At 69.9% G+C, this 23,653-nt stretch carries 20 protein-coding genes and 6 tRNA genes; 12 read left to right on the top strand and 14 right to left on the bottom strand.

The genetic code is table 11. The features are described 5' to 3' along the window. Positions 1–35: 35 nt before the first annotated feature. The 3 genes from BIV23_RS11475 to BIV23_RS11485 all read right to left on the bottom strand — a co-directional run bounded on the left by BIV23_RS11475 (position 36) and on the right by BIV23_RS11485 (position 778). Positions 36–108 (bottom strand) — tRNA-Gly (locus tag BIV23_RS11475). A 79-nt stretch (positions 109–187) separates the two neighbouring features. Beyond that, a tRNA-Gly gene (locus BIV23_RS11480) sits at positions 188–259 on the bottom strand. 201 nt (positions 260–460) lie between these two features. After that, positions 461–778 carry a histone-like nucleoid-structuring protein Lsr2 gene (locus BIV23_RS11485; RefSeq protein WP_067056255.1) on the bottom strand — a complete coding sequence of 106 codons (318 nt, stop codon included), beginning with the start codon at positions 776–778 and terminating at the stop codon, positions 461–463. Positions 779–1,088: 310 nt separating this feature from the next. Between BIV23_RS11485 and purS the strand changes: the two genes are divergently transcribed. From purS to purL, 3 genes are read left to right on the top strand one after another with little or no spacing between them, the layout of a single operon-like run. After that, complete coding sequence (gene purS, locus BIV23_RS11490) at positions 1,089–1,361, top strand: phosphoribosylformylglycinamidine synthase subunit PurS (RefSeq protein ID WP_071380673.1); 273 nt, start codon at positions 1,089–1,091, stop codon at positions 1,359–1,361. Beyond that, the gene (purQ, locus tag BIV23_RS11495; RefSeq protein ID WP_071380674.1) at positions 1,358–2,038 is read left to right on the top strand and encodes a phosphoribosylformylglycinamidine synthase subunit PurQ; all 681 of its coding nucleotides are present in this window, start codon (positions 1,358–1,360) and stop codon (positions 2,036–2,038) included. Before purS ends, purQ begins: the two co-directional genes overlap by 4 nt. Next, on the top strand, positions 2,035–4,293 hold the full coding sequence (gene purL / locus BIV23_RS11500) for a phosphoribosylformylglycinamidine synthase subunit PurL (protein ID WP_071380675.1): 2,259 nt from the start codon (positions 2,035–2,037) through the stop codon (positions 4,291–4,293). The genes purQ and purL overlap by 4 nt, the downstream gene beginning before the upstream one ends. Positions 4,294–4,378: 85 nt before the next feature. Here purL and BIV23_RS11505 read toward each other — a convergent pair whose 3' ends face one another. Next, a complete protein-coding gene (locus BIV23_RS11505; protein WP_342746361.1) occupies positions 4,379–5,437 on the bottom strand; it encodes a glycoside hydrolase family 183 protein in 1,059 nt (352 codons plus the stop codon). A gap of 218 nt (positions 5,438–5,655) precedes the next feature. Between BIV23_RS11505 and BIV23_RS11510 the strand changes: the two genes are divergently transcribed. The 4 genes from BIV23_RS11510 (at position 5,656) to purM (ending at position 9,830) form a co-directional block, all read left to right on the top strand. Next, positions 5,656–6,453, top strand: a complete 798-nt coding sequence (locus BIV23_RS11510; RefSeq protein WP_071380676.1) for a maleylpyruvate isomerase family mycothiol-dependent enzyme — start codon at positions 5,656–5,658, stop codon at positions 6,451–6,453. Positions 6,454–6,509: 56 nt separating this feature from the next. Further along, complete coding sequence (locus BIV23_RS11515; RefSeq protein WP_245790486.1) at positions 6,510–7,028, top strand: META domain-containing protein; 519 nt, start codon at positions 6,510–6,512, stop codon at positions 7,026–7,028. Positions 7,029–7,187: 159 nt separating this feature from the next. Beyond that, the gene (purF, locus tag BIV23_RS11520; RefSeq protein ID WP_071380678.1) at positions 7,188–8,717 is read left to right on the top strand and encodes an amidophosphoribosyltransferase; all 1,530 of its coding nucleotides are present in this window, start codon (positions 7,188–7,190) and stop codon (positions 8,715–8,717) included. 42 nt (positions 8,718–8,759) lie between these two features. Next, positions 8,760–9,830 carry a phosphoribosylformylglycinamidine cyclo-ligase gene (gene purM, locus BIV23_RS11525; protein WP_071380679.1) on the top strand — a complete coding sequence of 357 codons (1,071 nt, stop codon included), beginning with the start codon at positions 8,760–8,762 and terminating at the stop codon, positions 9,828–9,830. A 79-nt stretch (positions 9,831–9,909) separates the two neighbouring features. On the opposite strand, the gene BIV23_RS11530 is transcribed toward purM, so the two are convergent. Both BIV23_RS11530 and BIV23_RS11535 read right to left on the bottom strand, forming a co-directional pair. Further along, positions 9,910–10,167, bottom strand: coding sequence for a DUF3073 domain-containing protein (locus tag BIV23_RS11530; protein WP_071380680.1), 258 nt, complete (start codon positions 10,165–10,167; stop codon positions 9,910–9,912). Positions 10,168–10,458: 291 nt separating this feature from the next. Then, entirely contained in the window at positions 10,459–11,565 is a 1,107-nt protein-coding gene (locus BIV23_RS11535) for a Leu/Phe/Val dehydrogenase (protein ID WP_071380681.1), read from the bottom strand. 200 nt (positions 11,566–11,765) lie between these two features. On the opposite strand from BIV23_RS11535, the gene BIV23_RS11540 reads away from it, so the two are divergent. Both BIV23_RS11540 and bldC read left to right on the top strand, forming a co-directional pair. Continuing rightward, positions 11,766–12,608: a DUF8083 family protein gene (locus tag BIV23_RS11540; RefSeq protein ID WP_071380682.1), complete on the top strand. Its 843-nt coding sequence runs from the start codon at positions 11,766–11,768 to the stop codon at positions 12,606–12,608. A 542-nt stretch (positions 12,609–13,150) separates the two neighbouring features. Then, positions 13,151–13,357, top strand: a complete 207-nt coding sequence (bldC, locus tag BIV23_RS11545) for a developmental transcriptional regulator BldC (RefSeq protein ID WP_003949541.1) — start codon at positions 13,151–13,153, stop codon at positions 13,355–13,357. Positions 13,358–13,817: 460 nt separating this feature from the next. On the opposite strand, the gene BIV23_RS11550 is transcribed toward bldC, so the two are convergent. The 8 genes from BIV23_RS11550 to BIV23_RS11585 form a co-directional block, all read right to left on the bottom strand. Continuing rightward, the gene (locus BIV23_RS11550; protein ID WP_071380683.1) at positions 13,818–14,027 is read right to left on the bottom strand and encodes a DUF6274 family protein; all 210 of its coding nucleotides are present in this window, start codon (positions 14,025–14,027) and stop codon (positions 13,818–13,820) included. Positions 14,028–14,169: 142 nt separating this feature from the next. Then, a tRNA-Asp gene (locus BIV23_RS11555) sits at positions 14,170–14,244 on the bottom strand. Between the two features lie 97 nt (positions 14,245–14,341). Then, positions 14,342–18,286 (bottom strand): ATP-dependent RNA helicase HrpA, encoded by a 3,945-nt coding sequence (gene hrpA, locus BIV23_RS11560; RefSeq protein WP_071380684.1) that lies wholly within the window; start codon positions 18,284–18,286, stop codon positions 14,342–14,344. Positions 18,287–18,343: 57 nt separating this feature from the next. Continuing rightward, positions 18,344–18,706 (bottom strand): hypothetical protein, encoded by a 363-nt coding sequence (locus BIV23_RS11565; protein ID WP_071380685.1) that lies wholly within the window; start codon positions 18,704–18,706, stop codon positions 18,344–18,346. Between the two features lie 81 nt (positions 18,707–18,787). After that, positions 18,788–18,861 (bottom strand) — tRNA-Phe (locus tag BIV23_RS11570). Between the two features lie 24 nt (positions 18,862–18,885). After that, positions 18,886–18,960: transfer RNA gene (locus tag BIV23_RS11575), tRNA-Asp, on the bottom strand. 38 nt (positions 18,961–18,998) lie between these two features. After that, positions 18,999–19,071, bottom strand: a tRNA-Glu gene (locus tag BIV23_RS11580). An 80-nt stretch (positions 19,072–19,151) separates the two neighbouring features. Then, positions 19,152–20,714 carry a metallophosphoesterase family protein gene (locus tag BIV23_RS11585; RefSeq protein WP_071380686.1) on the bottom strand — a complete coding sequence of 521 codons (1,563 nt, stop codon included), beginning with the start codon at positions 20,712–20,714 and terminating at the stop codon, positions 19,152–19,154. Positions 20,715–20,797: 83 nt separating this feature from the next. Here BIV23_RS11585 and BIV23_RS11590 point away from each other — a divergent pair, with 83 nt between their 5' ends. From BIV23_RS11590 to BIV23_RS11600, 3 genes are all read left to right on the top strand, one after another. Beyond that, entirely contained in the window at positions 20,798–21,148 is a 351-nt protein-coding gene (locus tag BIV23_RS11590; RefSeq protein ID WP_071380687.1) for a metallopeptidase family protein, read from the top strand. A 91-nt stretch (positions 21,149–21,239) separates the two neighbouring features. Continuing rightward, positions 21,240–21,773: a hypothetical protein gene (locus tag BIV23_RS11595; RefSeq protein WP_071380718.1), complete on the top strand. Its 534-nt coding sequence runs from the start codon at positions 21,240–21,242 to the stop codon at positions 21,771–21,773. A 227-nt stretch (positions 21,774–22,000) separates the two neighbouring features. Then, on the top strand, positions 22,001–23,653 hold a 1,653-nt coding region (locus tag BIV23_RS11600; RefSeq protein WP_071380688.1), incomplete at its 3' end, for a DEAD/DEAH box helicase.

Genomic DNA, 23,653 nt, shown 5'->3' on the forward strand with positions numbered 1-23,653 from the left:
GACCCCGGTCCAGAAGGACCGGGGTCTCATTCCCGAGCGGACGACGAGGCTCGAACTCGCGACCTCAACCTTGGCAAGGTTGCGCTCTACCAACTGAGCTACGTCCGCACTGCCCCCGACCGGCTCCCACCGATCGGTGCGAGCACCAGCCTACCTGATCCACAGGAGTGGTCGTGACCGGTGCCAGAGCGGGTGACAGGAATCGCACACTGCGCCTTCCCCCTGGAAGGGGGATGTTCTACTACTGAACTACACCCGCAAGATCCTCGGGATTCCGACCTTCCGGCCTCGCCCCTCGGCGTGCTCCAGACATTAGCTGATCAACGGGGGGGTTGCGCAAGTCGGCTCCCCCGAGACGCCCGTGGCCGCCCGCCGTGGCGAAGGGCGGGCCCGGCCCCGGGGCCAAGTGCACAGTCCCCAGGGCCCGCTGACGGACCCTGGGGACTGCCCCTTCGCGGGCTCACTGTGCGGCGCTGAAGGCCTCGTACACCTTCTTGGGGATGCGCCCGCGGGCCGGTACGTCCATCTTGTTGGCCTGGGCCCAGGCGCGGACGGCCGCCGGGTCGGGGGCGACCTCCGTCTGCTTGTACGCCTTGCCGGACCGCGACCGCTTGCGGCCGGCCTCGACGTAGGGCGCGAGCGCCTTGCGCAGTTTCTTGGCGTTGGATGCGTTGAGGTCGATCTCGTACGACTTGCCGTCGAGTCCGAAGGCGATCGTTTCCGCCGCTTCCGAGCCGTCGATGTCGTCAAAGAGCGTGACCACGACCTTTTGCGCCACGAATATCGGTCCCTTCGTGCGGCACGTCATAACAGCTCAACGCCGATGACATGCCGAGTATCGGCTATTGCCAATTCATTTGTACAGTGCCCGGCAATGCAAAGTGAAGCCCGACTAAATCCGTCTGCGTGTCCCAGTGCAATAGGCGGACCGGGCGGACTGTGGAACTTTCCCAGAACTTTTCGCGACCGCACGGCTTCGACACCCGATCGTGATGCGCCTCACGTACTTTCCTCCAACTCTACTCGCGTAGAAATTTTGTGCGGGTAGTCTGAAGGAACCTGCTCAGCACCACACACCGGGAGTGCCAGTGGCACGCGTCGTCGTCGACGTCATGCTCAAGCCGGAGATCCTCGACCCCCAGGGCCAGGCGGTCCAGCGTGCGCTGCCGCGCCTGGGTTTCGAAGGGATCTCGGACGTACGTCAGGGAAAGCGTTTCGAACTGGAAGTTGACGGGCCGGTCGACGAGGCCGCGCTCGCCCGCATCCACGATCTTGCGGAATCCTTCCTCGCCAACACCGTGATCGAGGACTTCACCGTCAGGGTGGAAGAGGCCGCGGAAGTCGCGGAGGCGGCGAAGTGACCGCTCGTATTGGCGTCGTCACTTTCCCGGGCAGCCTCGACGACCGGGACACCCAGCGCGCCATCCGCCTCGCGGGCGCCGAACCGGTCGCCCTGTGGCACAAGGACAAGGACCTGCACCAGGTCGACGCCGTGGTGCTGCCCGGCGGCTTCTCCTACGGCGACTATCTGCGGGCCGGTGCCATCTCCCGGTTCTCGCCGGTGATGGAGTCCGTCATCGAACAGGCCAAGGCCGGCCTGCCGGTCCTCGGTATCTGCAACGGCTTCCAGGTCCTCACCGAGGCCCACCTCCTCCCGGGCGCGATGCTCGGCAACGACCACCTCCACTTCATCTGCCGCGACCAGAAGCTGCGGGTGGAGAACGCGGAGACCGCCTGGACCAGCGACTACCGCGCGGGCCAGGAGATCCACATCCCGCTGAAGAACATGGACGGCCGGTACGTCGCCGACGAGTACACGCTCGACAAGCTGGAGGCGGAGGGCCGGGTCGTCTTCCGCTACCTCGACCTCAATCCCAACGGCTCGCTGCGGGACATCGCCGGCATCACCAACGAGGCCGGCAACGTCGTGGGTCTGATGCCGCACCCGGAGCACGCCGTCGAGCCGCTCGTCGGCACCGGCCGCACCGACGGCCTCCCCTTCTTCACCTCGATCCTCAAGAAGCTGGTCAACGCATGAGCCGGACGCCTCTGGACACGGTCGAGCACGCGGCCGCGACCCCCGACGTCGAGCTGCCCTGGGCCGAACTCGGCCTGAAGAAGGACGAGTACGAGCGGGTCGTGGAGATCCTCGGCCGCCGCCCGACCGGTGCCGAGCTCGCCATGTACTCGGTCATGTGGTCCGAGCACTGCTCGTACAAGTCCTCCAAGGTCCACCTGCGCCAGTTCGGTGAGAAGGCCCCGCAGTCGGACGCCCTTCTCGTCGGCATCGGCGAGAACGCCGGTGTGGTGGACGTCGGCCAGGGCTACGCGGTCACCTTCAAAGTCGAGTCGCACAACCACCCCTCCTACGTCGAGCCCTACCAGGGCGCGGCCACGGGCGTCGGCGGCATCGTCCGCGACATCATCGCGATGGGCGCCCGCCCGGTCGCGGTCGTGGACCCGCTGCGCTTCGGCGCCGCCGACCATCCCGACACCAAGCGCGTCCTGCCGGGCGTCGTCGCCGGCATCGGCGGCTACGGCAACTGCCTGGGCCTGCCCAACATCGGCGGCGAGGTCGTCTTCGACGCCTGCTACCAGGGCAACCCGCTGGTCAACGCCGGTGCCATCGGCGTGATGCGGCACGAGGACATCCACCTCGCGAAGGCCTCCGGCGCGGGCAACAAGGTCATCCTCTACGGCGCCCGGACCGGCGGCGACGGCATCGGCGGCGCCTCGATCCTGGCCTCGGAGACCTTCGACGACGCCAAGCCGTCGAAGCGTCCCGCCGTCCAGGTCGGCGACCCCTTCCAGGAGAAGCTCCTCATCGAGTGCACCCTGGAGGCCTTCCGCGAGAAGCTGGTCGTCGGCATCCAGGACCTCGGCGCGGCGGGCCTGTCCTGCGCCACGTCCGAGCTGGCCTCCAACGGCTCCGGCGGCATGACCGTCACCCTGGACGACGTACCGCTGCGCGACTCGACGCTCTCGCCCGAGGAGATCCTCATGAGCGAGTCGCAGGAACGCATGTGCGCGGTGGTCGAGCCGGAGAAGGTCGACCGCTTCCTGGAGATCTGCGAGAAGTGGGACGTCATCGCCACCGTCATCGGTGAGGTGACCGACGGCGACCGGCTGGAGATCTTCTGGCACGGCGGCAAGATCGTGGACGTCGACCCGCGCACGGTCGCGCACGACGGCCCGGTCTACGAGCGCCCGTACGCCCGCCCGGACTGGCAGGACGCCCTCCAGGCCGACGACGCGAACAAGCTGCCCCGGCCCGCCACGTCGGACGAGCTGAAGGACCAGGTCCTGAAGCTGGTCGCGTCCCCGAACCAGGCCTCCAAGAAGTGGATCACCCAGCAGTACGACCACTTCGTGCAGGGCAACACGGTGCTGGCCCAGCCCGAGGACTCGGGCATGATCCGGGTGGACGAGGAGAGCGGCCTCGGTGTCGCGATCGCCACCGACGGCAACGGCCGCTACGCCAAGCTCGACCCGTACACGGGCGCGCAGCTGGCGCTGGCCGAGGCGTACCGCAACGTCGCCACCACGGGTGCCAGGCCGCTGGCCGTCTCCGACTGCCTGAACTTCGGCTCGCCCGAGGACCCGGCGGTCATGTGGCAGTTCGCGGAGGCCGTGCGCGGTCTGGCGGACGGCTGCCTGCAGCTCGGCACGCCCGTGACCGGCGGCAACGTCTCGCTCTACAACCAGACGGGCGAGGCGGCCATCCACCCGACCCCGGTCGTCGCCGTCCTCGGCGTGATCGACGACGTGGCCCGCCGCACCCCGGTCGCCTTCCAGGAGGAGGGCCAGCTGATCTACCTCCTCGGCGACACCCGCGAGGAGTTCGGCGGCTCGGCCTGGTCCCAGGTGGTCCACGACCACCTCGGCGGTCTGCCCCCGAAGGTCGACCTGGAGCGTGAGCGGCTGCTGGGCGAGATCCTGATCTCCGCCTCCCGCGACGGCATGATCGACTCCGCGCACGACCTGTCCGACGGCGGTCTGGTCCAGGCCGTGGTCGAGTCCGCGCTGCTGGGCGGCAAGGGCGCGCGGCTGGTCGTGCCCGACGGCCTGGACGCCTTCACCTTCCTGTTCTCCGAGTCGGCCGGCCGCGCCGTCGTGGCCGTACCGCGCTCGGAGGAGGTCCGCTTCAACGACATGTGCGGCGCCCGGGGTCTGCCGGCCACCCGCATCGGTGTCGTGGACGGCGAAGGAGTGGAGATCCAGGGCGAGTTCACGCTCTCGCTGGCGGAGCTGCGGAAGGCCCACGAGGAGACCGTTCCGGCGCTGCTGGCGTAGGCCTCGCGTCGCCCGTCCGGGTCCGGCTCCCCTGTGGCCGGGCCCGGACGGGCGTGCTCAGGCGCGCTCGCTCACGCGGGGATGCTCACGCGGGGATGCCGTCGAACTGCCGTACCCAGTAGGGCGGGGCCTGCCACGTGCCGTTCCACTGCGACACGATCAGCGTCAGCGAGTTCGCGCTCGCGCTGCCGGGATGGATGTAGCCGCCGTAGAGGTTCGGCACCTGCAGGCCGGTGATCCGCGGGACCGGCACGCTCCACGGGGCGTCCGGACGGGGCGCGTTGCGGGTGAAGATCGCGCCCAGGGTCACGTCGAAGTAGCTCATGCAGTACGTGTCGCCGATCCGCTTGACCGAGAACTCACCGGTGTTGTTGCCGGAGAGGATCACCGAGGGCGGGGTCGAGGAGTCGGTCCACGTCCAGGAGCCGTTCACGTAGGCCCAGTTCTGCTGTGCCCCGAAACGGCCGGCGCGGAAGTCGTCCGGCCGGATCCGGAACAGCTGGATCGCCCCGCCGTCGGCCGAGTTCCGGTGCGTGCCGTTCCAGCGCTTGGAGTAGATGTACAGCCAGCCGTCGGGGTCGATGCCCGCGAACGACCACATGCCGTACATGTTCTGGTTGATGCCGCGGTGGTCGCCGTCCCAGTGGTAGTCGTAGTCGGTCCAGGTCACGCCGTAGTCGTCGGAGTAGGCGACCCCCGACAGCAGTGAGCCGTCGTGGCCGTCCACCCACTGCGGGTCGCCCGGGGCGCCCCAGGTGTGGACCGACGTGTACTGGAGGTAGGTGCGGCCGCCGAACTCGATGACGTCGTTGGGGATCCGGCTGATCTCGAAGCCGTACCCGTTGTCCGCGCGGTGGTGGTAGTCGAAGAGCTGGCCCGCGCGGCCGCCGGCCGGCATGGCCCAGGTGAAGGAGATCGGGGCGGCGCCGGAGGCGTCGAAGCGGTCCTGGTTCAGCATCACCGGGGAGCCGATGTACTCGCCGGTCTGCTGGATGCCGCGCCACGAGTCGCCGAAGACGTAGCCCCAGGTGTTGTCGTGTTCCCGGTGGTACGGGATGCAGAGGTCACCGGAGCCGAGTCCCTGCCCGCTCGCCGAGTCGCCGGGGTTGTCGCACAGGGGGGGTGCCGTTCTGCCCGGCGGCAGCGGCCGTGGCGGGAGCGGCGGCGACGAGTCCCGTGCCGGACAGGGCGACGCCCATGCCCAGTCCGGCCTTCAGCACGGACCGACGGGCTAACCGGGGCGTGGTTCCGAAGCGTGGTGTCATGGCGGCCAGCCTAGAGCTGCCTGAAATGTGATTCTAGAAAACCGCTCTAGAAACATTGTGAATGAATCGTGGGCGGGTACGGCATAGGCTCACCGCCATGCCCCCCGCCACGAAGCGCGCCCGCTCCTACGACTCCGCCAGGACCCGCGCCGCCGTCCTCGGCCAGCTCGGACACGTGCGGGAGGCGGTTCGCGGTCTCGACCCCGGTCGGCTCGCCCTGCCCACCCGGCTCGACGGGTGGACCGTACGGGACCTGATCGCGCACATCGGCATGGCGGTCACCGCCGTGCACCGCGCCCTCGACCACCCGGCACCGCCCCGGCAGGACGTGACGGTCGTGCGGTGGCCGTTCGCCACCGCGGCCAGCGCCTCCGCCATCGACGCGTACACCCGCGGCCTCGCCGCCGAACACCCCGACCTCGACGCCTACCTCACCGACGTCGACGCGTCCCTGCGCACGCTGCTCGCCGCGCACCCGGGCAGCCGGCTGCTCCTGACCAACGCGGGCGCGCTGCCCCTGGACGACTACCTCGTCACCCGTGCCGTCGAACTCGTCGTCCACACCGACGACCTCAACGCCGCCGTGCCCGGCCTGGACGTGCCGTACGACCGCCAGGCCCTGGCCGCCGCGACCCGGCTGCTCGCCGACGCCCTGGCCGCGAAGGCGCCCGGCGGCTCCACCGAGGTACGCGTGCCGCCGTACGCCGTCGTGCAGTGCGTCGAGGGGCCGCGGCACACCCGCGGCACCCCGCCGAACGTGGTGGAGACCGACCCGCTGACCTGGATCCGCCTCGCCACCGGCCGCGTGGGCTGGCGGGACGCCCTGGCGGAGGCCGCGGTGAGCGCGAGCGGGGAGCGGGCGGACATCGGGGATCTGCTGCCGCTGATGTCGTAGCGGAACCGGCGCGACCGGTCCGGCGTCGAATCGCCATGAACCGGTACAAGCAGCGCATGATTCTGACGGCCGCCGCCGCACTCGTCCCGCTCACGGTGGCCTGCGGCGCCGGGAAGGCGGACAGTGGTGCGGTGAGTTCCCAGCGGCCGGGCCCTCAGCAGCCGAGTTCTCAGCAGCCGAGTTCTCGGCAGCCGAGCTCCCGGCAGTCTCAGCAGCCCGGCTCCCGGCAGGCGGTCACCGGTGTCGACTGGCGGGTCGACTCCCTCACCGTCGGTGGCAGGACCCGGTCCGCGCCCGCCACCGCCCGCCTGCGCATCGACGCGGACGGCCGGGCGGCCGGCAACCTCGGCTGCAACCGGTTCAGCGCCCGGGCCACCGTGCGGGGCGACCGGATCACCCTCGGCGGCCTGCGCACGACCCGGATGGCCTGCACCCCGGACCGCATGGAGTTCGAGCGTGCCCTGGCCGGCGCGCTCACCACCGGTACGCTCGTCGCCCGGGCCGACGCCGGGAGCCTCACGCTCACCGACGGCAACGGCGACCTCATCCGCCTCAGCCGTCACGCCCTCGGATGATGTGCGACACCTCACTCGCGCATACGGCAAACGCGGCCGACGCCCCCTTGCTGACCTGCGTAAATCAGAAAACCGACAAGGTGATGGACGCACTGTGACCCGTTACGGCCGCGTATCCCCAATTCGGACCAGTGGTCGACCTCGCCTACACTCGGTGCCGTGCCACGTGGTGACGGTCGACTCAATCACGATCTGCTTCCCGGCGAGAAGGGCCCCCAGGACGCTTGCGGCGTCTTCGGTGTCTGGGCTCCGGGCGAAGAGGTCGCAAAGCTCACGTACTTCGGGCTCTACGCCCTCCAGCACCGGGGTCAGGAATCCGCGGGAATCGCGGTAAGCAACGGCTCCCAGATCCTCGTCTTCAAGGACATGGGCCTCGTCTCCCAGGTCTTCGACGAAACCTCTCTCGGTTCGCTCCAAGGTCATATCGCGGTCGGACACGCCCGCTACTCGACCACCGGCGCGTCCGTGTGGGAGAACGCCCAGCCGACGTTCCGCGCCACCGCGCACGGCTCGATCGCGCTCGGCCACAACGGCAACCTGGTCAACACGGCGCAGCTCGCCGAGATGGTCGCCGCCCTGCCGAACGACAACAACAGCCGTTCCACCCGGGTCGCGGCCACCAACGACACCGACCTGCTGACGGCGCTGCTCGCCGCCCAGGTCGACGAGGACGGCAAGCCGCTGACCATCGAGGAGGCCGCGCACGCGGTGCTCCCGAAGGTGCGCGGTGCCTTCTCCCTCGTCTTCATGGACGAGGGCACCCTCTACGCCGCCCGTGACCCGCAGGGCATCCGTCCGCTGGTCCTCGGCCGGCTGGAGCGCGGCTGGGTGGTCGCCTCCGAGACCGCCGCGCTCGACATCACCGGCGCGAGCTTCGTGCGGGAGATCGAGCCGGGCGAGTTCGTCGCCATCGACGAGAACGGTCTGCGCGCCTCACGATTCGCGGAAGCAAAGCCCAAGGGCTGTGTCTTCGAGTACGTGTACCTGGCCCGCCCGGACACGGACATCGCCGGCCGGAACGTGTACCTCTCCCGCGTGGAGATGGGCCGCCGGCTCGCCAAGGAAGCGCCCGTCGAGGCCGACCTCGTCATAGCGACCCCGGAGTCCGGCACCCCGGCCGCCGTCGGCTACGCGGAGGCCTCCGGCATCCCCTTCGGTAACGGCCTGGTGAAGAACGCCTACGTCGGCCGGACCTTCATCCAGCCCTCGCAGACCATCCGCCAGCTGGGCATCCGCCTGAAGCTGAACCCGCTGAAGGAAGTCATCAAGGGCAAGCGCCTGGTCGTCGTCGACGACTCGATCGTGCGCGGCAACACCCAGCGCGCCCTGGTCCGCATGCTCCGCGAGGCCGGCGCCGCCGAGGTCCACATCCGGATCTCCTCGCCGCCCGTGAAGTGGCCGTGCTTCTTCGGCATCGACTTCGCCACGCGCGCGGAGCTGATCGCCAACGGGATGACCATCGAGGAGATCGGCACCAGCCTCGGCGCCGACTCGCTCGCGTACATCTCCATCGACGGCATGATCGAGGCGACCACCATCGCCAAGCCGAACCTGTGCCGCGCCTGCTTCGACGGCGAGTACCCGATGGAGCTGCCGGACCCCGAGCTGCTCGGCAAGCAGCTCCTGGAGACCGAGCTGGCCGCCGGGCCCGCCGCCACGGCCGCGGCCGACGCGATCCGTCGCCCGTAAGCCCGTCATCAGCCCCGTCATCAACCCGAAAGATCCCAGGCAATGTCTGAGAGCCAGTCCGGTGCTTCCTACGCGGCTGCCGGTGTCGACATCGAGGCGGGCGACCGCGCCGTCGAGCTGATGAAGGAGTGGGTGAAGAAGACGCAGCGCCCCGAGGTCCTCGGCGGCCTCGGCGGCTTCGCCGGCCTCTTCGACGCCTCCGCCCTCAAGCGCTACGAGCGCCCCCTGCTCGCCTCCGCCACGGACGGCGTCGGCACGAAGGTCGACATCGCGCGCCGGCTGGGCGTCTACGACACCATCGGCCACGACCTGGTCGCCATGGTCATGGACGACATCGTGGTGTGCGGCGCCGAGCCGCTGTTCATGACGGACTACATCTGCGTCGGCAAGGTCCACCCCGAACGCGTCGCGGCCATCGTGAAGGGCATCGCGGAGGGCTGCGTGCTCGCCGGGTGCGCCCTGGTGGGCGGCGAGACGGCCGAGCACCCGGGGCTGCTGGGCGAGGACGACTTCGACGTCGCCGGTGCCGGTACGGGCGTCGTGGAGGCCGACCGGCTGCTCGGCGCGGATCGCATCCGTACGGGTGACGCGGTGATCGCCATGGCGTCTTCCGGGCTTCACTCGAACGGGTACTCCCTGGTCCGCCATGTTCTGCTGGACCGCGCCGGTCTCGCCCTGGAGGCGGAGGTCGCCGAGCTCGGCCGCACTCTCGGCGAGGAGCTGCTGGAGCCCACGAAGATCTACTCGCTGGACTGCCTGGCGCTCCTGCGCATCACTGAGGTGCACGCGTTCTCGCACATCACCGGCGGCGGTCTCGCGGCCAACCTGGCCCGTGTGATCCCGGACCACCTGCACGCCACGGTCGACCGCGCCACCTGGACCCCGGGCGCGATCTTCGACCTCGTCGGGCGCACCGGCAGCGTCGAGCGCCTGGAGCTGGAGAAGACCCTCAACATGGGCGTCGGCATGATGGCGATCGTCCCGCAGGAGTCCGCCGAGGTGGCCCTCGCGACCCTGGCCGACCGCGGGGTCGACGCCTGGGTGGCCGGCGAGATCACCGAGCGTGGCGAGAAGGCGACCGGCGCGGAGCTGGTCGGGACGTACTCAGTCTGAGGACGCCGCCGACCGGTCCTGCGGACAGCACAGAAACCGGTCGGTGGCTCTGCCACCGACCGGACTGGTCACTGCAAGGTCAAGCGCCGCGACGGTGCTGTTGGTGAGGATCGTTGTCGTCCTCTTCCTCGTCGTCGTCCTCATAGAGGTCCGCGTAACGAGAGTAGAGATCGTCCTCGTCGTTCTCATCGTCCTCGAACGGCTCGCCGTTCGGCGGCTGGCTCGAAGTCGATGCGCCCAGTTCACTGGCCAGACGTGACAGGTCAGTCCCACCGCTGTTGTACTTCAGCTGGCGGGCGACCTTTGTCTGCTTGGCCTTGGCCCGGCCGCGCCCCATGGCTCGACCCCCTCGGTGACAGGGGCTCAACGGCCCCAGAGTCTGACACGCGTTCATGATCTGGAACGGACTCTCAGTAGAGAGGCCGGTCCGTAGGGCTTCCACGGTACCTGAGCCCGCGCCCATACGGTACGTCGCCCGCACCACGCGCGTGTGCACAGGACCTTCGAGGCGCCCTGTCCTCGCTGGTCAGTGGCGATTTTAACCACTTATCGGGGAACGACCCGCCGGGGGAAGTGAGAGTTCTCTCGAAGTTCCCGCCGACGGGTACCGCTCATCTGTGCGAACGAGTCAGTGTGCGACGTGTCCCGCGCGGGCCTCGGCCATCCGCTGCTCGGCGATCCGGTCGGCCGCGGCGGCCGGCGGGATGCCATCGTCCTTCGCACGTGTGAATATGGCCAGCGTGGTGTCGAAGATCTTCGACGCCTTCGCCTTGCACCGGTCGAAGTCGAACCCGTGCAGCTCGTCGGCCACCTGGATGACCCCGCCGGCGTTCACCACGTAGTCCGGGGCGTAGAGGATCCCGCGGTCCGCGAGGTCCTTCTCCACCCCCGGGTGCGCGAGCTGGTTGTTGGCCGCGCCGCACACCACCGTGGCGGTGAGCACCGGGACGGAGGCGTCGTTCAGGGCGCCGCCGAGTGCGCAGGGGGCGTAGATGTCCAGCTCCGCCACGCGGATCAGCTCCTCGGTGTCCGCGACGGCCGACACGCCCTCGGGGTACTGGTCGAGGATCCGCTGGACGGCGTCCGCGCGCACGTCCGTGATCACGACCTCGGCGCCCTCGTTCCGCAGGTGCTGGACCAGGTGGTGGCCGACCTTGCCGACGCCGGCGATGCCGACCGTGCGGCCGCGCAACGAGGGGTCGCCCCACAGGTGCTGGGCGGAGGCGCGCATGCCCTGGTAGACGCCGAAGGCGGTGAGCACGGAGGAGTCGCCGGCGCCGCCGTTCTCGGGGGAGCGGCCGGTGGTCCAGGCGCACTCGCGGGCCACGACGTCCATGTCGGCGACGTACGTGCCGACGTCGCACGCGGTGACGTAGCGCCCGCCGAGCGAGGCGACCATGCGGCCGTAGGCGAGGAGCAGCTCCTCGGTCTTGTCGCGCTCCGGGTCGCCGATGATCACGGCCTTGCCGCCGCCGTGGTCGAGGCCGGCCATGGCGTTCTTGTACGACATGCCGCGCGCGAGGTTGAGGGCGTCGGCGATGGCCTCGGCCTCGGTGGCGTACGGGTAGAAGCGCGTTCCGCCGAGGGCCGGGCCCAGGGCGGTGGAGTGGATGGCGATCACGGCCTTGAGGCCGCTGGCGCGGTCCTGGCAGAGCACGACCTGCTCATGGCCGCCCTGGTCCGAGTGGAACAGGGTGTGGAGGACATCAGCAGACGCGCCGGTTACGTCGGTCACTGTGGTGACTCCTGTGTACATAGCGGCGAGTGGGGACGGACCCCGTACGGGTGGCGGGGCGCCGTGCCCTGAGCGTAGAGCCTCGGTGGAACCACCATCCGTGCAGTGTTCAGGATCACTCTCGCGTGCCGCTCGTGCACGCATGTCCGTGGGACGATTTGCAGTGGTTTCGAGCGGGGCCCGGTGGGGAGGGAGCAGGCGTGCCGAAGGTGTCCTCCGTGGTCGTCCCCTATGCCGCGTACCTGCGCGTGTACGAGCCGCTGGGCGCCTTCCCGGAGCCGGAGCGCGGCCACTGGGCCCGCTACGCCCGCCGCCCCGACCGCCCCTCGTACCAGGACGAACTGCGGCGCTCCCTCGCCGACTTGCTGCCCACCCCGCCGGTCGCGGTGCCGGTGCACGAGAGCAGCGACGCGTTCGTGCTGGAGGTCGACGGCGTGGTCTGCGTGTGCCCCTGGCGCACCCGGCTGCGCGGCTGGCAGGCGCTCGGCGAGCTGGCGGAGGAACTGCCCGCGCCGGTGCTGGACGCGGCGCTGCCGCCCCTGGTGCGCCACCAGGCCGCCCAGGACTACGAGCGCTGGCTCGCCCGCAACCCCGACGCCCGGCCGTGGATCCGCACGGCGACCTGGCAGGTGCCGCTGAACTGGTTCGTGCTGGTCTCCGACGAGGAGCGGCGCTACGAGAAGGGCACCGCCGAGGTGCCCCCGCTGCTGCGCTACCGCACGCCGATGGTGCAGTCCCGGCGCCGGGTGGCGCGGGCCCTGCGCACGCTGAAGGACACCGTCGAGGAGGGCCCGCTGATCGACGGCCTGCTGGACGTCGGCCGCTGGCTGGAGGAGTTCCACCCGCGCTCGCTGGTGGAGCTGGACTACGGCGGCCTCGTGCACGTCCTGCCGGCCGGCGAGCTGGAGGGCGATCACTCGGCGGCGGACGTCGCCGACGGCATCGAGGCGCTGCGCCGGGGCGACGGTGCGGCGGCCGGCGAGGCGTACGCGCGGCTCGTGGAGCGCTGGCGGTCGGTACGGGACCGGCGCTCCGCGAACTGAGAAGCCGGTCGGGTGACGCACGTCACGCTCCACGACGGCCTCGAACGGCATACGGTCTACCGAACTTGACCAGCTGACGGGACGTTGGTCCCGATCCGGGCGTTTGTGTCAAGGATGGTTGAAGCGTGATGGACCGCACGTACAGGGCCCTTGCGCCTCTTGCCCCTCCTCATGCCAAAATAGGACAAGGAGCCCGGGGAGGGCTCCATCCGCCCAACTGTGCTCCATTATGGGTGGATTCTCCGCATTGCACGCTTTGGGGGGTCTGGTGCCTCCTGATCGCCCTGTGACTGATCGTCACAGTGGCGTGACTGTCCGCTATGGCATGGTCCATCGGCTTCCGTCGCTGATGAACACCTGGGAGGGCAATTCCATCGGTTTGGCCGACGCGGCTGGACGGATGGTGTAGTTGTAGTGCCGAGGACAAGCCGTTCGTCCTATAACCGACTCGACCCGCGTCCACCATTTCGGGCAACGCGGGTCAAGGTGCAGAATTTAGAGGAAAGAACCGAGAAGGTTCGGTTCTCCCGAGGAGGCCGCTCATGACCGCTCGCACCCCTGATGCCGAGCCGCTGCTGACCCCGGCTGAGGTCGCCACCATGTTCCGTGTCGACCCCAAGACGGTCACGCGGTGGGCGAAGGCCGGCAAGCTCACTTCGATCCGTACGCTCGGCGGGCACCGCCGCTACCGCGAGGCCGAGGTCCGCGCTCTGCTCGCGGGCATCCCGCAGCAGCGCAGCGAGGCCTGAACAACTGCATAACCGGGCAGAACGGCACGTCCCCCAACGTGCCGGGGCGCCCGGAACAGTAGCTCCAAGCGACGCGGGATCTGCCCCAACAGACCCCACGCCCAAGCCGAACAGACCGTTGTTGGCAGCGCCACAGGGTGCGTCGTAGATCGCGCTGGACTCCGCCGGGTCCAGCGCGATCTTTTTTGTGCGCTGGTCGGAGCTACGAGGCCCTCCTGTGCGCGGCCTTGTCGGACTCTGGGGAGGGCTGTCGGTACCGCTGTGCGCGACCTCTGGGGCGGGTGCAATTGCACATATTAAATTGACCTGTTGTAGGCCAGGGGTAAGTACCGCCCTTTTGAAAACTCATGCGGTGACTCCCGTCACACGCCCGGGCAGTTGTTGCCGATGGCATGTGTGCGCTAATGGAACGTCATGCTCCAGCGTCCCACGCACAGTGGGGTGTTGGGGTCGGCGTCGGTCACGCGGGCCGGGGATCCTCGACGCCGTCGACGCCCTCGTCGGCGACGTCCTCGTCCCCGGCCTCCTGCCCCCGCGGGCCGGCGTCCATCGCCAGCCGCAGGAGGTGGTGACAGACGGGACAGTGGCGGGTGAGGTGCCGGTAGGGCGAGGCGGCCGCCAGATGCGCCCTCAGCAGCGCCCGCGTTTCATGCCTGGCCGATGGCCCCATACCCACCTCCGGGGGCCGCAGTGGGAAAGCGGGCCCTGTCTTCTGGGTACCGAGGGAATGTGACGCCGTCAAGGGAACGAACGGAACGGACAGCGGCGCCGCAACAGAAGAAGGGCCCCCTCTCGGGGGCCCTTCTTCGATGCGGTCCTGACGGGATTTGAACCCGCGGCCTCCACCTTGACAGGGTGGCGAGCACTCCAAACTGCTCCACAGGACCAGGTTTCGCGGCGCTTTGTTCAGTGCGTTGCGCTGCGAGATGAGACTGTACAGGAGGTGGGGCCGCCTGGTCGAACTCACCCCCTGTACACGTGCGACTACGCCACGGCCGCGTCGATCGCCTTCACGATCCGCTTGTCGGAGATGGGGTACGCGGTGCCGAGCGCGTGGGCGAAATAGCTGACCCTCAGCTCCTCCAGCATCCAGCGGATGTCCAGGACGGCCTGCGGGACGGGGCGGCCCTTCGGGAGCTGTTCCAGCAGCCAGGCGTACTCGTCCTGCATCTCCTGGACCTTCTCCATGCGCGTGGTGTCCCGCTGGACGCCCGTCGGCATCTGCTGCAGCCGCCGGTCCACGGCCACCAGGTAGCGCATCAGGTCGGGCAGGCGGCGTATGCCGGCCCAGGTCACGAAGCCCGGCTTCACGAGGGCGTCCAGCTGTGCCCGGACGTCCGTCAGGTTCGCCAGCAGCGCCGGGCTCCGTACGGCCTTCAGCCGGCGCTCGGCGGCCTGCCAGGCCGCGAGGACCTGCTGCACCTGCGCGACCGTACGGACCGTCGTGTCCACGATCTCCGCGCGGACCTTGTCGTACAGCTTCCGGTACGACGGCTCGTCCCACACCGGACCGCCGAAGTCCGCGATCAGCTTGTCCGCCGCGGCCGTCGCGCAGTCGTCGAAGAGGGCCTGGACGGAGCCGTGCGGGTTCGCCGACAGGGCGAGCTTCTGGGCGTTCGTCAGCTTCTCCGAGGCGAACTTCGCCGGGTTCACCGGGATGTTCCGCAGGATCAGGCGCCGGGTGCCCTTCCACATGGCCTCCGCCTGCTCGGCCTCCGTGTCGAAGAGCCGTACGGACACCGTGTCGCCGTCGTCCACCAGCGCGGGGTAGGCCTTCACCGGCTGCCCGGCCCGGCGGGTCTCGAAGACCCGGGTCAGCGCGCCGATCGTCCAGTCGGTCAGCCCCTTGCGCTCCAGGGACTCCCCGCCCTCGCGGGACGCCGTCGCCGCGGCCGCCTGCGACAGGGCCTTGCGCGCCTTCGGCTTCAGCTGGAGCCGGAGCGTCTCCAGGTCCTTGTCCTCGGCGATCTTGCGGCGCCGCTCGTCGACGATCCGGAAAGTGATCTTCAAGTGGTCGGGGACCTTCGACCAGTCGAAGTCCTCCGCCTCGAAGGGGACGCCCACCATGCGCTTCAGCTCGCGCGCCATCGTCACGGTCAGCGGCTCCTGCAAGGGCACGGCCCGGTCCAGGAACGCCTTCGCGTAGTTCGGGGCGGGCACGTAGTTGCGGCGGACCGGCTTCGGCAGGGAGCGGATCAGCTCCGTCACGACCTCCTCGCGCAGGCCGGGGATCTGCCAGTCGAAGCCCTCGTCGGTGACCTGGTTGAGCACCTGGAGCGGGACGTGGACCGTGACGCCGTCGGCGTCCGCGCCCGGCTCGAACTGGTACGTCACCCGGAACTTCAGCTGTCCCTGCCGCCAGGAGTCCGGATAGTCGGCCTTCGTGACCGCCTCCGCCGACTCCCGGATGAGCATCTCCCGCTCGAAGTCCAGGAACTCCGGCTGCTCGTGCCGCTTGTGCTTCCACCAGGAGTCGAAGTGGGCGCCCGACACGACGTGTTCGGGGACGCGCTGGTCGTAGAAGTCGAAGAGAGTGTCGTCGTCGACCACGATGTCCCGGCGCCGCGCCCGGTTCTCCAGCTCCGCGACCTCGCCGAGGAGCCTGCGGTTGTCGGCGAAGAACTTGTGGTGCGTGCGCCAGTCGCCCTCCACGAGCGCGTTGCGGATGAACAGCTCGCGACTCGTCTCCGGATCGATCCGGCCGTAGTTCACCTTGCGCTGGGCGACGATCGGGACGCCGTACAGCGTGACCTTCTCGTACGCCATCACGGCCGCCTGGTCCTTCTCCCAGTGCGGTTCGCTGTACGTCCGCTTCAGCAGGTGCTCCGCGAGCGGCTCGACCCACTCGGGCTCGATCTTCGCGTTGACCCGGGCCCAGAGCCGGGACGTCTCCACCAGCTCCGCCGACATCATGAACTTCGGCTGCTTCCTGAACAGCGACGAGCCCGGGAAGATCGCGAACTTGGCGCTGCGGGCGCCCAGGTACTCGTTCTTGCTGCCGTCCTTCACGTCCTTCATCCCGACGTGGGAGAGCAGGCCGGCGAGGAGGGAGACGTGGACGCGGTCGCCCGGGGCGTCGTCCTCGTTCAGATGGATGCCCATCTGCTTGGCCACGGTCCGCAGCTGGGTGTAGATGTCCTGCCACTCGCGGATGCGCAGGAAGTTCAGGTACTCCTGCTTGCACATGCGGCGGAAGGAGCTGGAGCCGCGTTCCTTCTGCTGCTCGCGGACGTACCGCCACAGGTTCAGATAGGCGAGGAAGTCGCTGGTCTCGTCCTTGAAGCGGGCGTGCTGCTGGTCGGCCTGGGCCTGCTTGTCGGCCGGGCGCTCGCGCGGGTCCTGGATCGACAGCGCGGCGGCGATGACCATGACCTCGCGGACACAGCCGTTCTTGTCCGCTTCCAGGACCATGCGGGCCAGGCGCGGGTCGACCGGCAGCTGGGCCAGCTTGCGCCCGGTGTCGGTGAGCCGCTTGCGCGGGTCCTTCTGGGCCGGGTCCAGCGCGTGCAGCTCCTGGAGCAGTTGCACGCCGTCGCGGATGTTGCGGTGGTCCGGCGGGTCGATGAAGGGGAACTTCTCGATGTCGCCGAGGCCCGCGGCGGTCATCTGGAGGATGACGGAGGCCAGGTTCGTGCGCAGGATCTCGGCGTCCGTGAACTCCGGCCGGGCGAGGAAGTCGTCCTCGGAGTACAGGCGGATGCAGATGCCGTCGCTCGTACGGCCGCAGCGGCCCTTGCGCTGGTTGGCGCTGGCCTGCGAGACCGGCTCGATGGGCAGCCGCTGGACCTTGGTGCGGTGGCTGTAGCGGCTGATCCGGGCGAAGCCGGGGTCGATGACGTACTTGATGCCGGGGACGGTCAGCGAGGTCTCGGCGACGTTGGTCGCGAGAACGATCCTGCGCCCCGTGTGCGGCTGGAAGACCCGGTGCTGCTCGGCGTGCGACAGCCGGGCGTACAGCGGCAGGATCTCCGTGAATCTGTACCTCTTCTTCTCCAGCGCGTCCGCCGTGTCCCGGATCTCGCGCTCGCCGGAGAGGAAGACGAGGATGTCGCCCCGGCCCTCGCCCTGGAGTTCCTCGACCGCGTCGCAGATGGCGGTGATCTGGTCCCGGTCGGCGTCCTCGGAATCGTCCTCCAGCAGCGGCCGGTAGCGCACCTCGACCGGGTACGTCCGCCCGCTGACCTCGACGATCGGCGCGTCGCCGAAGTGCCGTGAGAAGCGCTCGGGGTCGATGGTGGCGGAGGTGATGACGACCTTCAGGTCCGGCCGCTTCGGCAGCAGCTGGGCCAGGTACCCGAGCAGGAAGTCGATGTTGAGGGACCGCTCGTGGGCCTCGTCGATGATGATCGTGTCGTAGGCGCGCAGCTCGCGGTCGGTCTGGATCTCGGCGAGCAGGATGCCGTCCGTCATCAGCTTGACGAAGGTGGCGTCCGGGCTCACCTGGTCGGTGAAGCGGACCTTCCAGCCGACGGCCTCGCCGAGGGGTGTGCGCAGCTCCTCCGCCACGCGTTCGGCGACGGTCCGGGCGGCGATACGGCGGGGCTGGGTGTGCCCGATCATGCCGCGCACGCCTCGGCCCAGCTCCATGCAGATCTTCGGGATCTGCGTGGTCTTGCCGGACCCCGTCTCACCGGCGACGATGACGACCTGGTGAGCGCGGATGGCGTCCGCGATCTCGTCCTTCTTCTGGCTGACGGGCAGCTGCTCGGGGTAGGTGACGGCGGGCACCCGGGCACGCCGTTCACCGATCCGGGCCTCGGCCTTGTCGACCTCCGCCTCGATCTCGGCGAGGACGGCGGCGCGGGCCTCCGGCTTACGGATCTTGCGCGCGCCCTCGAGCCGCCGCGCGAGCCGGTGCGCGTCACGCAGCGACAGCTCGGTCAGACGGGGGGCGAGGGTGCCGAGGGCGGGGGCGGGATGCGTAGACATACGCGGTCCAGGATCTCACCCCGGCGGAAATTCACGCGAATGATTTCACGGCGCCGTCTAGACGACGGGCTGTGCGGGTGTCGACACGGGGGCCGGGGCCGGAGTCGATGTCGCGGAGGTCGATGCCTTGGAGCCGGGCTGGACCTGCTGGACCTGCTGGAGCTGCTGGGCGAGCGACTTCGCCGTATTGGAGATCGCCTTGATCCCCAGATACGCCGTCGTCATGCTGCTCACCGCGGTGAACGCGGCGGTCAGGATGCCGACGACCATCGACTTGTCCCCGTGCAGCCGCCACACCCCCACGATCGCGACCACGACGATCGCGATGTTGCTGGCGATGATGGCGAACAGTCCGTACCGCGCCCGGGTCTTCTCCACCTGGGCGTCCGCCGCTATGGCAGCGACCTGGTCCTGGCTCATTTCCTCGTCCCCCTGCGGCTTCCGATGCAACGGCTTCCGATACGACGAAGGCCCCGTTCGATGAACGGGGCCTTCCGGTTGTGGCTGGGGCCGGGGTCGAACCGGCGACCTATCGCTTTTCAGGCGATCGCTCGTACCAACTGAGCTACCCAGCCACGGTGTTTCACGTGAAACACCAGCGGTCCTGACGGGATTTGAACCCGCGGCCTCCACCTTGACAGGGTGGCGAGCACTCCAAACTGCTCCACAGGACCAAGCTTGTGCGTGCAACAGTGTCGCACACGATCTTGCGTGCCCCCAACGGGATTCGAACCCGTGCTACCGCCTTGAAAGGGCGGCGTCCTAGGCCGCTAGACGATGAGGGCTATCGGCCCGCCTGGGCGCTTCTCAGCGCGTCGGGGACGTGAGAAGCATATGGGATGGCGAGGGGTATCGCCAAAACGGTTTACGGCGAGGGGGCGGAGGAGGCGGGGGTGCCGGAGGAGGAGGGGGCGGGGCCGGGCTTGACGGGGGTGGCCAGATGGCGGCTGACCTCGGCCGTCGTCTCACCCAGCCCGCCCAGCCTGATCGCGTCCCAGGCCTGCAGACGGCGGCTGCCCCGGTCGAAGTAGAGGATCGAGGCCTCGATCGGCGCCGGGTACCTGCCCTCCACCGCGCGCAGCCCGCTGCCGCCCGTGGAACCCTCCATCCGCAGCCGGGTGCCGTAGGGCAGGATCTCGTCCCCCTCGTGGTGCAGATGGCCGCACAGCACCAGCGGCACCTCGCCGTCCGTCTCGCGGGCCGCCGCCGGTTCGTGGGCCACGGCGACGTCGACCGGGGTGTGCCGGGCCTTCTCGTCGTGCAGGGCGCCGGCCAGCCGGTCGCCGGCCAGCTGCTCGGCCGCGTCGCCGCCGGGCACCACCGCGCGGTCCGGGGTGAACTGCGGATCGCCGATGCCCGCGAAACGCAGTCCCGCGACCGTCTGCGCGTGCCCGTCGTCCAGGACGTGCACGTTCTTCATGCGCTCCAGATAGCGCTGGGTGATCCGCGAGTCGTGGTTGCCGCGCACCCAGACGTACGGCACGCCCAGGTCCCTGATCGGGTCCAGGAAGCCGTTCTCGGCCGCGATGCCGTGGTCCATCGTGTCGCCGGAGTCGACGATCACGTTCACGTCGTACTGCTCCACCAGCGAGGCGATGATCTTCCAGCTCGCGGGGTTGAGGTGGATGTCCGACACGTGCAGGACCCGGATGGTGGAGGGGTCCGGCTGGTAGGCCGGGAGCGTGGAGGTGACGTCGTAGAGCTTCGTCACGTTCGTCACCAGACGGGCCAGTTCCTTCTGGTAGACGTCGAACTCGCTGACGATGTTGCGCGCGTTGCCGACCACGGACGGCGCCGAGGACAGCAGGCCCGAGTACTTCGGCTCCAGCACCGACCTCGGGTTCCAGGTGGCGTACGCCGACGCGCCCGAGGCGGCGAGCAGCGCCAGGGCCAGTCCGCCGGCCGCGAGCGCCCGGCGCGGGCGGCGGTAGACGGCGAGGCCGAGGGCGGTGGCCCCGGCGACCACGGCGGCACAGGAGCGCACGGCCAGGTCCAGCGTGCCGTGCTCGACGTCCTGGGCGACCTCCTGCTGGAGGCCGGAGATCCGCTCGGGGTGGTCGACCAGGGCCTGGGAGCGCAGCGGGTCGAGCTGGTCGACGTTGACGTCGAGGCGGACCGGGGCGACATGGCTGTCCAGGGTGAGCGCGCCCAGCGGGGAGATGTTGATCTTCGTGCCGCCGCTCAGTGAGGGGCGCAGTGCCATCGTCGTGTTCATCGGGCCGACCGGGGTCCGGACGTTGCCGACGACCAGCAGGCCCAGCCAGGCGCCGAAGAGCACGACGGCGGTGAGTCCGAGGGCGCTGAGCCAGGGGCGGCCCGGACCGGCGGCCGGTCGCGGGGCGGGGAGCGTGCGGGTGCCCCTGCGGGCCGGGCGCGGGCGTACGTGGTTCGTCAACGTGCGGAGGGCTGCGACGGGGACGCGGACCATTGGTCCCGTATGCCCATGTACGGATGCGGATATGCGGCGCCGCGCCGCTCTCGTACGAAGCTCCCGTACCGGACAATGACCGTGTGCTGGAGATGACGCGCGAGGAGTTCGAGGAGCTGGTCGCCGAGGCGCTCGACCGGATCCCGCCGGAGCTGACGCGGCTCATGGACAACGTGGCGGTGTTCGTGGAGGACGAACCGCCCGCCGGTGACCCTGAGCTGCTCGGCGTGTACGAGGGCACCCCGCTGACCGACCGGGGCGAGTGGTACGCGGGTGTGCTGCCGGACCGGATCACGATCTACCGGGGGCCGACGCTCAGGATGTGCGCGACCCGCGAGGACGTCGTCGCGGAGACGGAGGTGACCGTGGTGCACGAGATCGCCCACCACTTCGGGATGGACGACGCGCGACTGCACGCTCTCGGCTACGGCTGAGGCGGTCCGCCTGTGCGCGGCGCGTGTCCTCTTGCGGGCGGCGGGAGTTGGTGAGGTTGACTCCTTTCCCTTGTCCCCGGAGGTGGCCGCCGTGCGCCCCTTGTACGTACCCGTCCGGCTCGCCGTCACCGTGCTGGCCGTCAGCGCGGCGGCGGCCGGCTGCGTGAACGTGGGTGACGACGCCGGCCGGGCCCGGCCCTCGCACTCGGCCGGGCAGCACGGCGGTGCGGCACCCGACGGCGGTCCGGTGGACGGCGTCGGCGGCCAGGGGCACGGAGGCCGGCCGGCCGACGGCAAGCACGGCAAGGGCGACAGGGCGAAGCCGGGGGAGTCGCCCAGCACCTCGGTCACCCCGTCGTCCGGTGCGGACGACGCGTCCCCGACCACCGCACCGTCCGGCAGGCCCGCCAAGCCCGGGAAGACGGTCGCGCCCGGGAATCCGGCGCCGACCAAGGCCCCACCGGCCCCACCGGTCACCTCCGCACCACCTCAGCCCCCGGCCTCCACCCCGCCCGCGGCCACCTCCGAGCCCCCGACGGCCGAGCCGTCCTCCTCGGCGCACGAGGGCACCGGAGCCCAGTTGGCCCAGCGCGAGCCGGCCCCCACGGCGGGCATGCCGGCGTGAGGTGTGCGACCGGATCTGACCTGCGACTTCACGGCTCGGTTTGCCTTCAGGGGTGATGGGTGCGTATGGTGGTAGATCGTTTGATCCCATTTGCCCGGCGCCACCACAGAGCGCGCCGTGTGGCGCGTACTCTCCCTTGCCGTGGCGGACCGCATTGAGGCGGTCGTGAGCGAATCACGGAGTTGACGGGCGCGTGCCGACGAGACTCCGGAAGGTTTCGCATTCGCATGTCCGTGTCCAGTACCGATCAGTTTGTCGTGTCCGAGAACGAGCTCACCGAGCTCGAGAACGAACTCGTCGACGAGACGAACGAGATCACCGAGGCCGACGAGGCCGCTGACACCACCCCCCAGACCACCTTCGCCGACCTCGGCCTCCCCGAGGGCATCGTGCGCAAGCTCGCGCAGAACGGCGTGACGACCCCCTTCCCGATCCAGGCCGCGACCATCCCGGACGCCCTGGCCGGCAAGGACATCCTCGGCCGAGGTCGCACCGGCTCCGGCAAGACCCTCTCCTTCGGTCTGCCGACCCTGGCCACGCTGGCCGGCGGCCGCACCCAGAAGCACAAGCCCCGCGCGGTCATCCTCACCCCGACCCGCGAGCTGGCCATGCAGGTCGCCGACGCCCTCCAGCCGTACGGCGACGTGCTCGGCCTGAAGATGAAGGTCGTCTGCGGCGGCACGTCGATGGGCAACCAGATCTACGCCCTGGAGCGCGGCGTCGACATCCTCGTCGCCACCCCGGGCCGCCTGCGCGACATCATCAACCGCGGCGCCTGCTCCCTCGAGGACACCCAGATCGCCGTCCTGGACGAGGCCGACCAGATGTCCGACCTGGGCTTCCTGCCCGAGGTCACCGAGCTGCTCGACCAGGTCCCGGCCGGCGGCCAGCGCATGCTCTTCTCCGCCACGATGGAGAACGAGATCCAGACCCTCGTCGACCGCTACCTGAACAACCCCGTCTCCCACGAGGTGGACGCGGCCCAGGGTGCGGTGACGACCATGTCCCACCACATCCTCATCGTGAAGCCCAAGGACAAGGCGCCGGTCACCGCCGCGATCGCCTCCCGCAAGGGCCGCACGATCATCTTCGTCCGCACCCAGCTGGGCGCCGACCGCGTCGCCGAGCAGCTGCGCGAGGCGGGCGCGAAGGCCGACGCGCTGCACGGCGGCATGACCCAGGGCGCGCGCACCCGCACCCTGGCCGACTTCAAGGACGGCTACGTCAACGTCCTGGTCGCCACCGACGTCGCCGCCCGCGGCATCCACGTCGACGGCATCGACCTGGTCCTGAACGTGGACCCGGCCGGCGACCACAAGGACTACCTGCACCGCGCCGGCCGCACCGCCCGCGCGGGCCGCACCGGCACGGTCGTCTCCCTGTCGCTGCCGCACCAGCGCCGCCAGATCTTCCGGCTGATGGAGGACGCCGGCGTCGACGCCGCGCGCCACATCATCCAGGGGGCCGGCGCCTTCGACCCGGAGGTCGCCGAGATCACCGGCGCCCGCTCCATGACCGAGGTCCAGGCCGAGTCCGCGAACAACGCCGCGCAGCAGGCCGAGCGCGAGGTCGCCCAGCTCACCAAGCAGCTGGAGCGTGCCCAGCGCCGCGCCGCCGAGCTGCGCGACGAGTCCGACCGGCTGGTCGCCCGGGTCGCCCGCGAGCGGGGCGAGGATCCGGAGGCCGCGGTGGCCGAGGCCCAGGCGACGGCCGCGGAGGAGCTGGCGGTCGCCGAGGCGCAGGCCGCTGCCGCCGCCGAGCAGCGGGCCGAGCGCGAGGAGCGCCCGGCGGCCTCGGCGCCGTACGAGCGCCGCGAGCGGCGCAGCTTCGACCGGGACCGTGACGACCGTCGCGACGACCGTGGTGGCCGTGGTTTCGAG

It is taken from the genome of Streptomyces monashensis, from assembly GCF_001866665.1.
GTDB classification, from domain to species: domain Bacteria; phylum Actinomycetota; class Actinomycetes; order Streptomycetales; family Streptomycetaceae; genus Streptomyces; species Streptomyces monashensis.

Excerpts from the sequence above, each read along its gene's own strand:
- BIV23_RS11510 (WP_071380676.1), top strand. The coding sequence starts at position 5,656 with ATGCCCCCCGCCACGAAGCGCGCCCGCTCCTACGACTCCGCCAGGACC.
- purL (WP_071380675.1), top strand. The coding sequence starts at position 2,035 with ATGAGCCGGACGCCTCTGGACACGGTCGAGCACGCGGCCGCGACCCCC.
- bldC (WP_003949541.1), top strand. The coding sequence starts at position 13,151 with ATGACCGCTCGCACCCCTGATGCCGAGCCGCTGCTGACCCCGGCTGAG.
- purM (WP_071380679.1), top strand. The coding sequence starts at position 8,760 with ATGTCTGAGAGCCAGTCCGGTGCTTCCTACGCGGCTGCCGGTGTCGAC.
- BIV23_RS11530 (WP_071380680.1), bottom strand. The coding sequence starts at position 10,167 with ATGGGGCGCGGCCGGGCCAAGGCCAAGCAGACAAAGGTCGCCCGCCAG.
- BIV23_RS11550 (WP_071380683.1), bottom strand. The coding sequence starts at position 14,027 with ATGGGGCCATCGGCCAGGCATGAAACGCGGGCGCTGCTGAGGGCGCAT.
- BIV23_RS11585 (WP_071380686.1), bottom strand. The coding sequence starts at position 20,714 with ATGGTCCGCGTCCCCGTCGCAGCCCTCCGCACGTTGACGAACCACGTA.
- BIV23_RS11515 (WP_245790486.1), top strand. The coding sequence starts at position 6,510 with ATGATTCTGACGGCCGCCGCCGCACTCGTCCCGCTCACGGTGGCCTGC.
- BIV23_RS11565 (WP_071380685.1), bottom strand. The coding sequence starts at position 18,706 with ATGAGCCAGGACCAGGTCGCTGCCATAGCGGCGGACGCCCAGGTGGAG.
- hrpA (WP_071380684.1), bottom strand. The coding sequence starts at position 18,286 with ATGTCTACGCATCCCGCCCCCGCCCTCGGCACCCTCGCCCCCCGTCTG.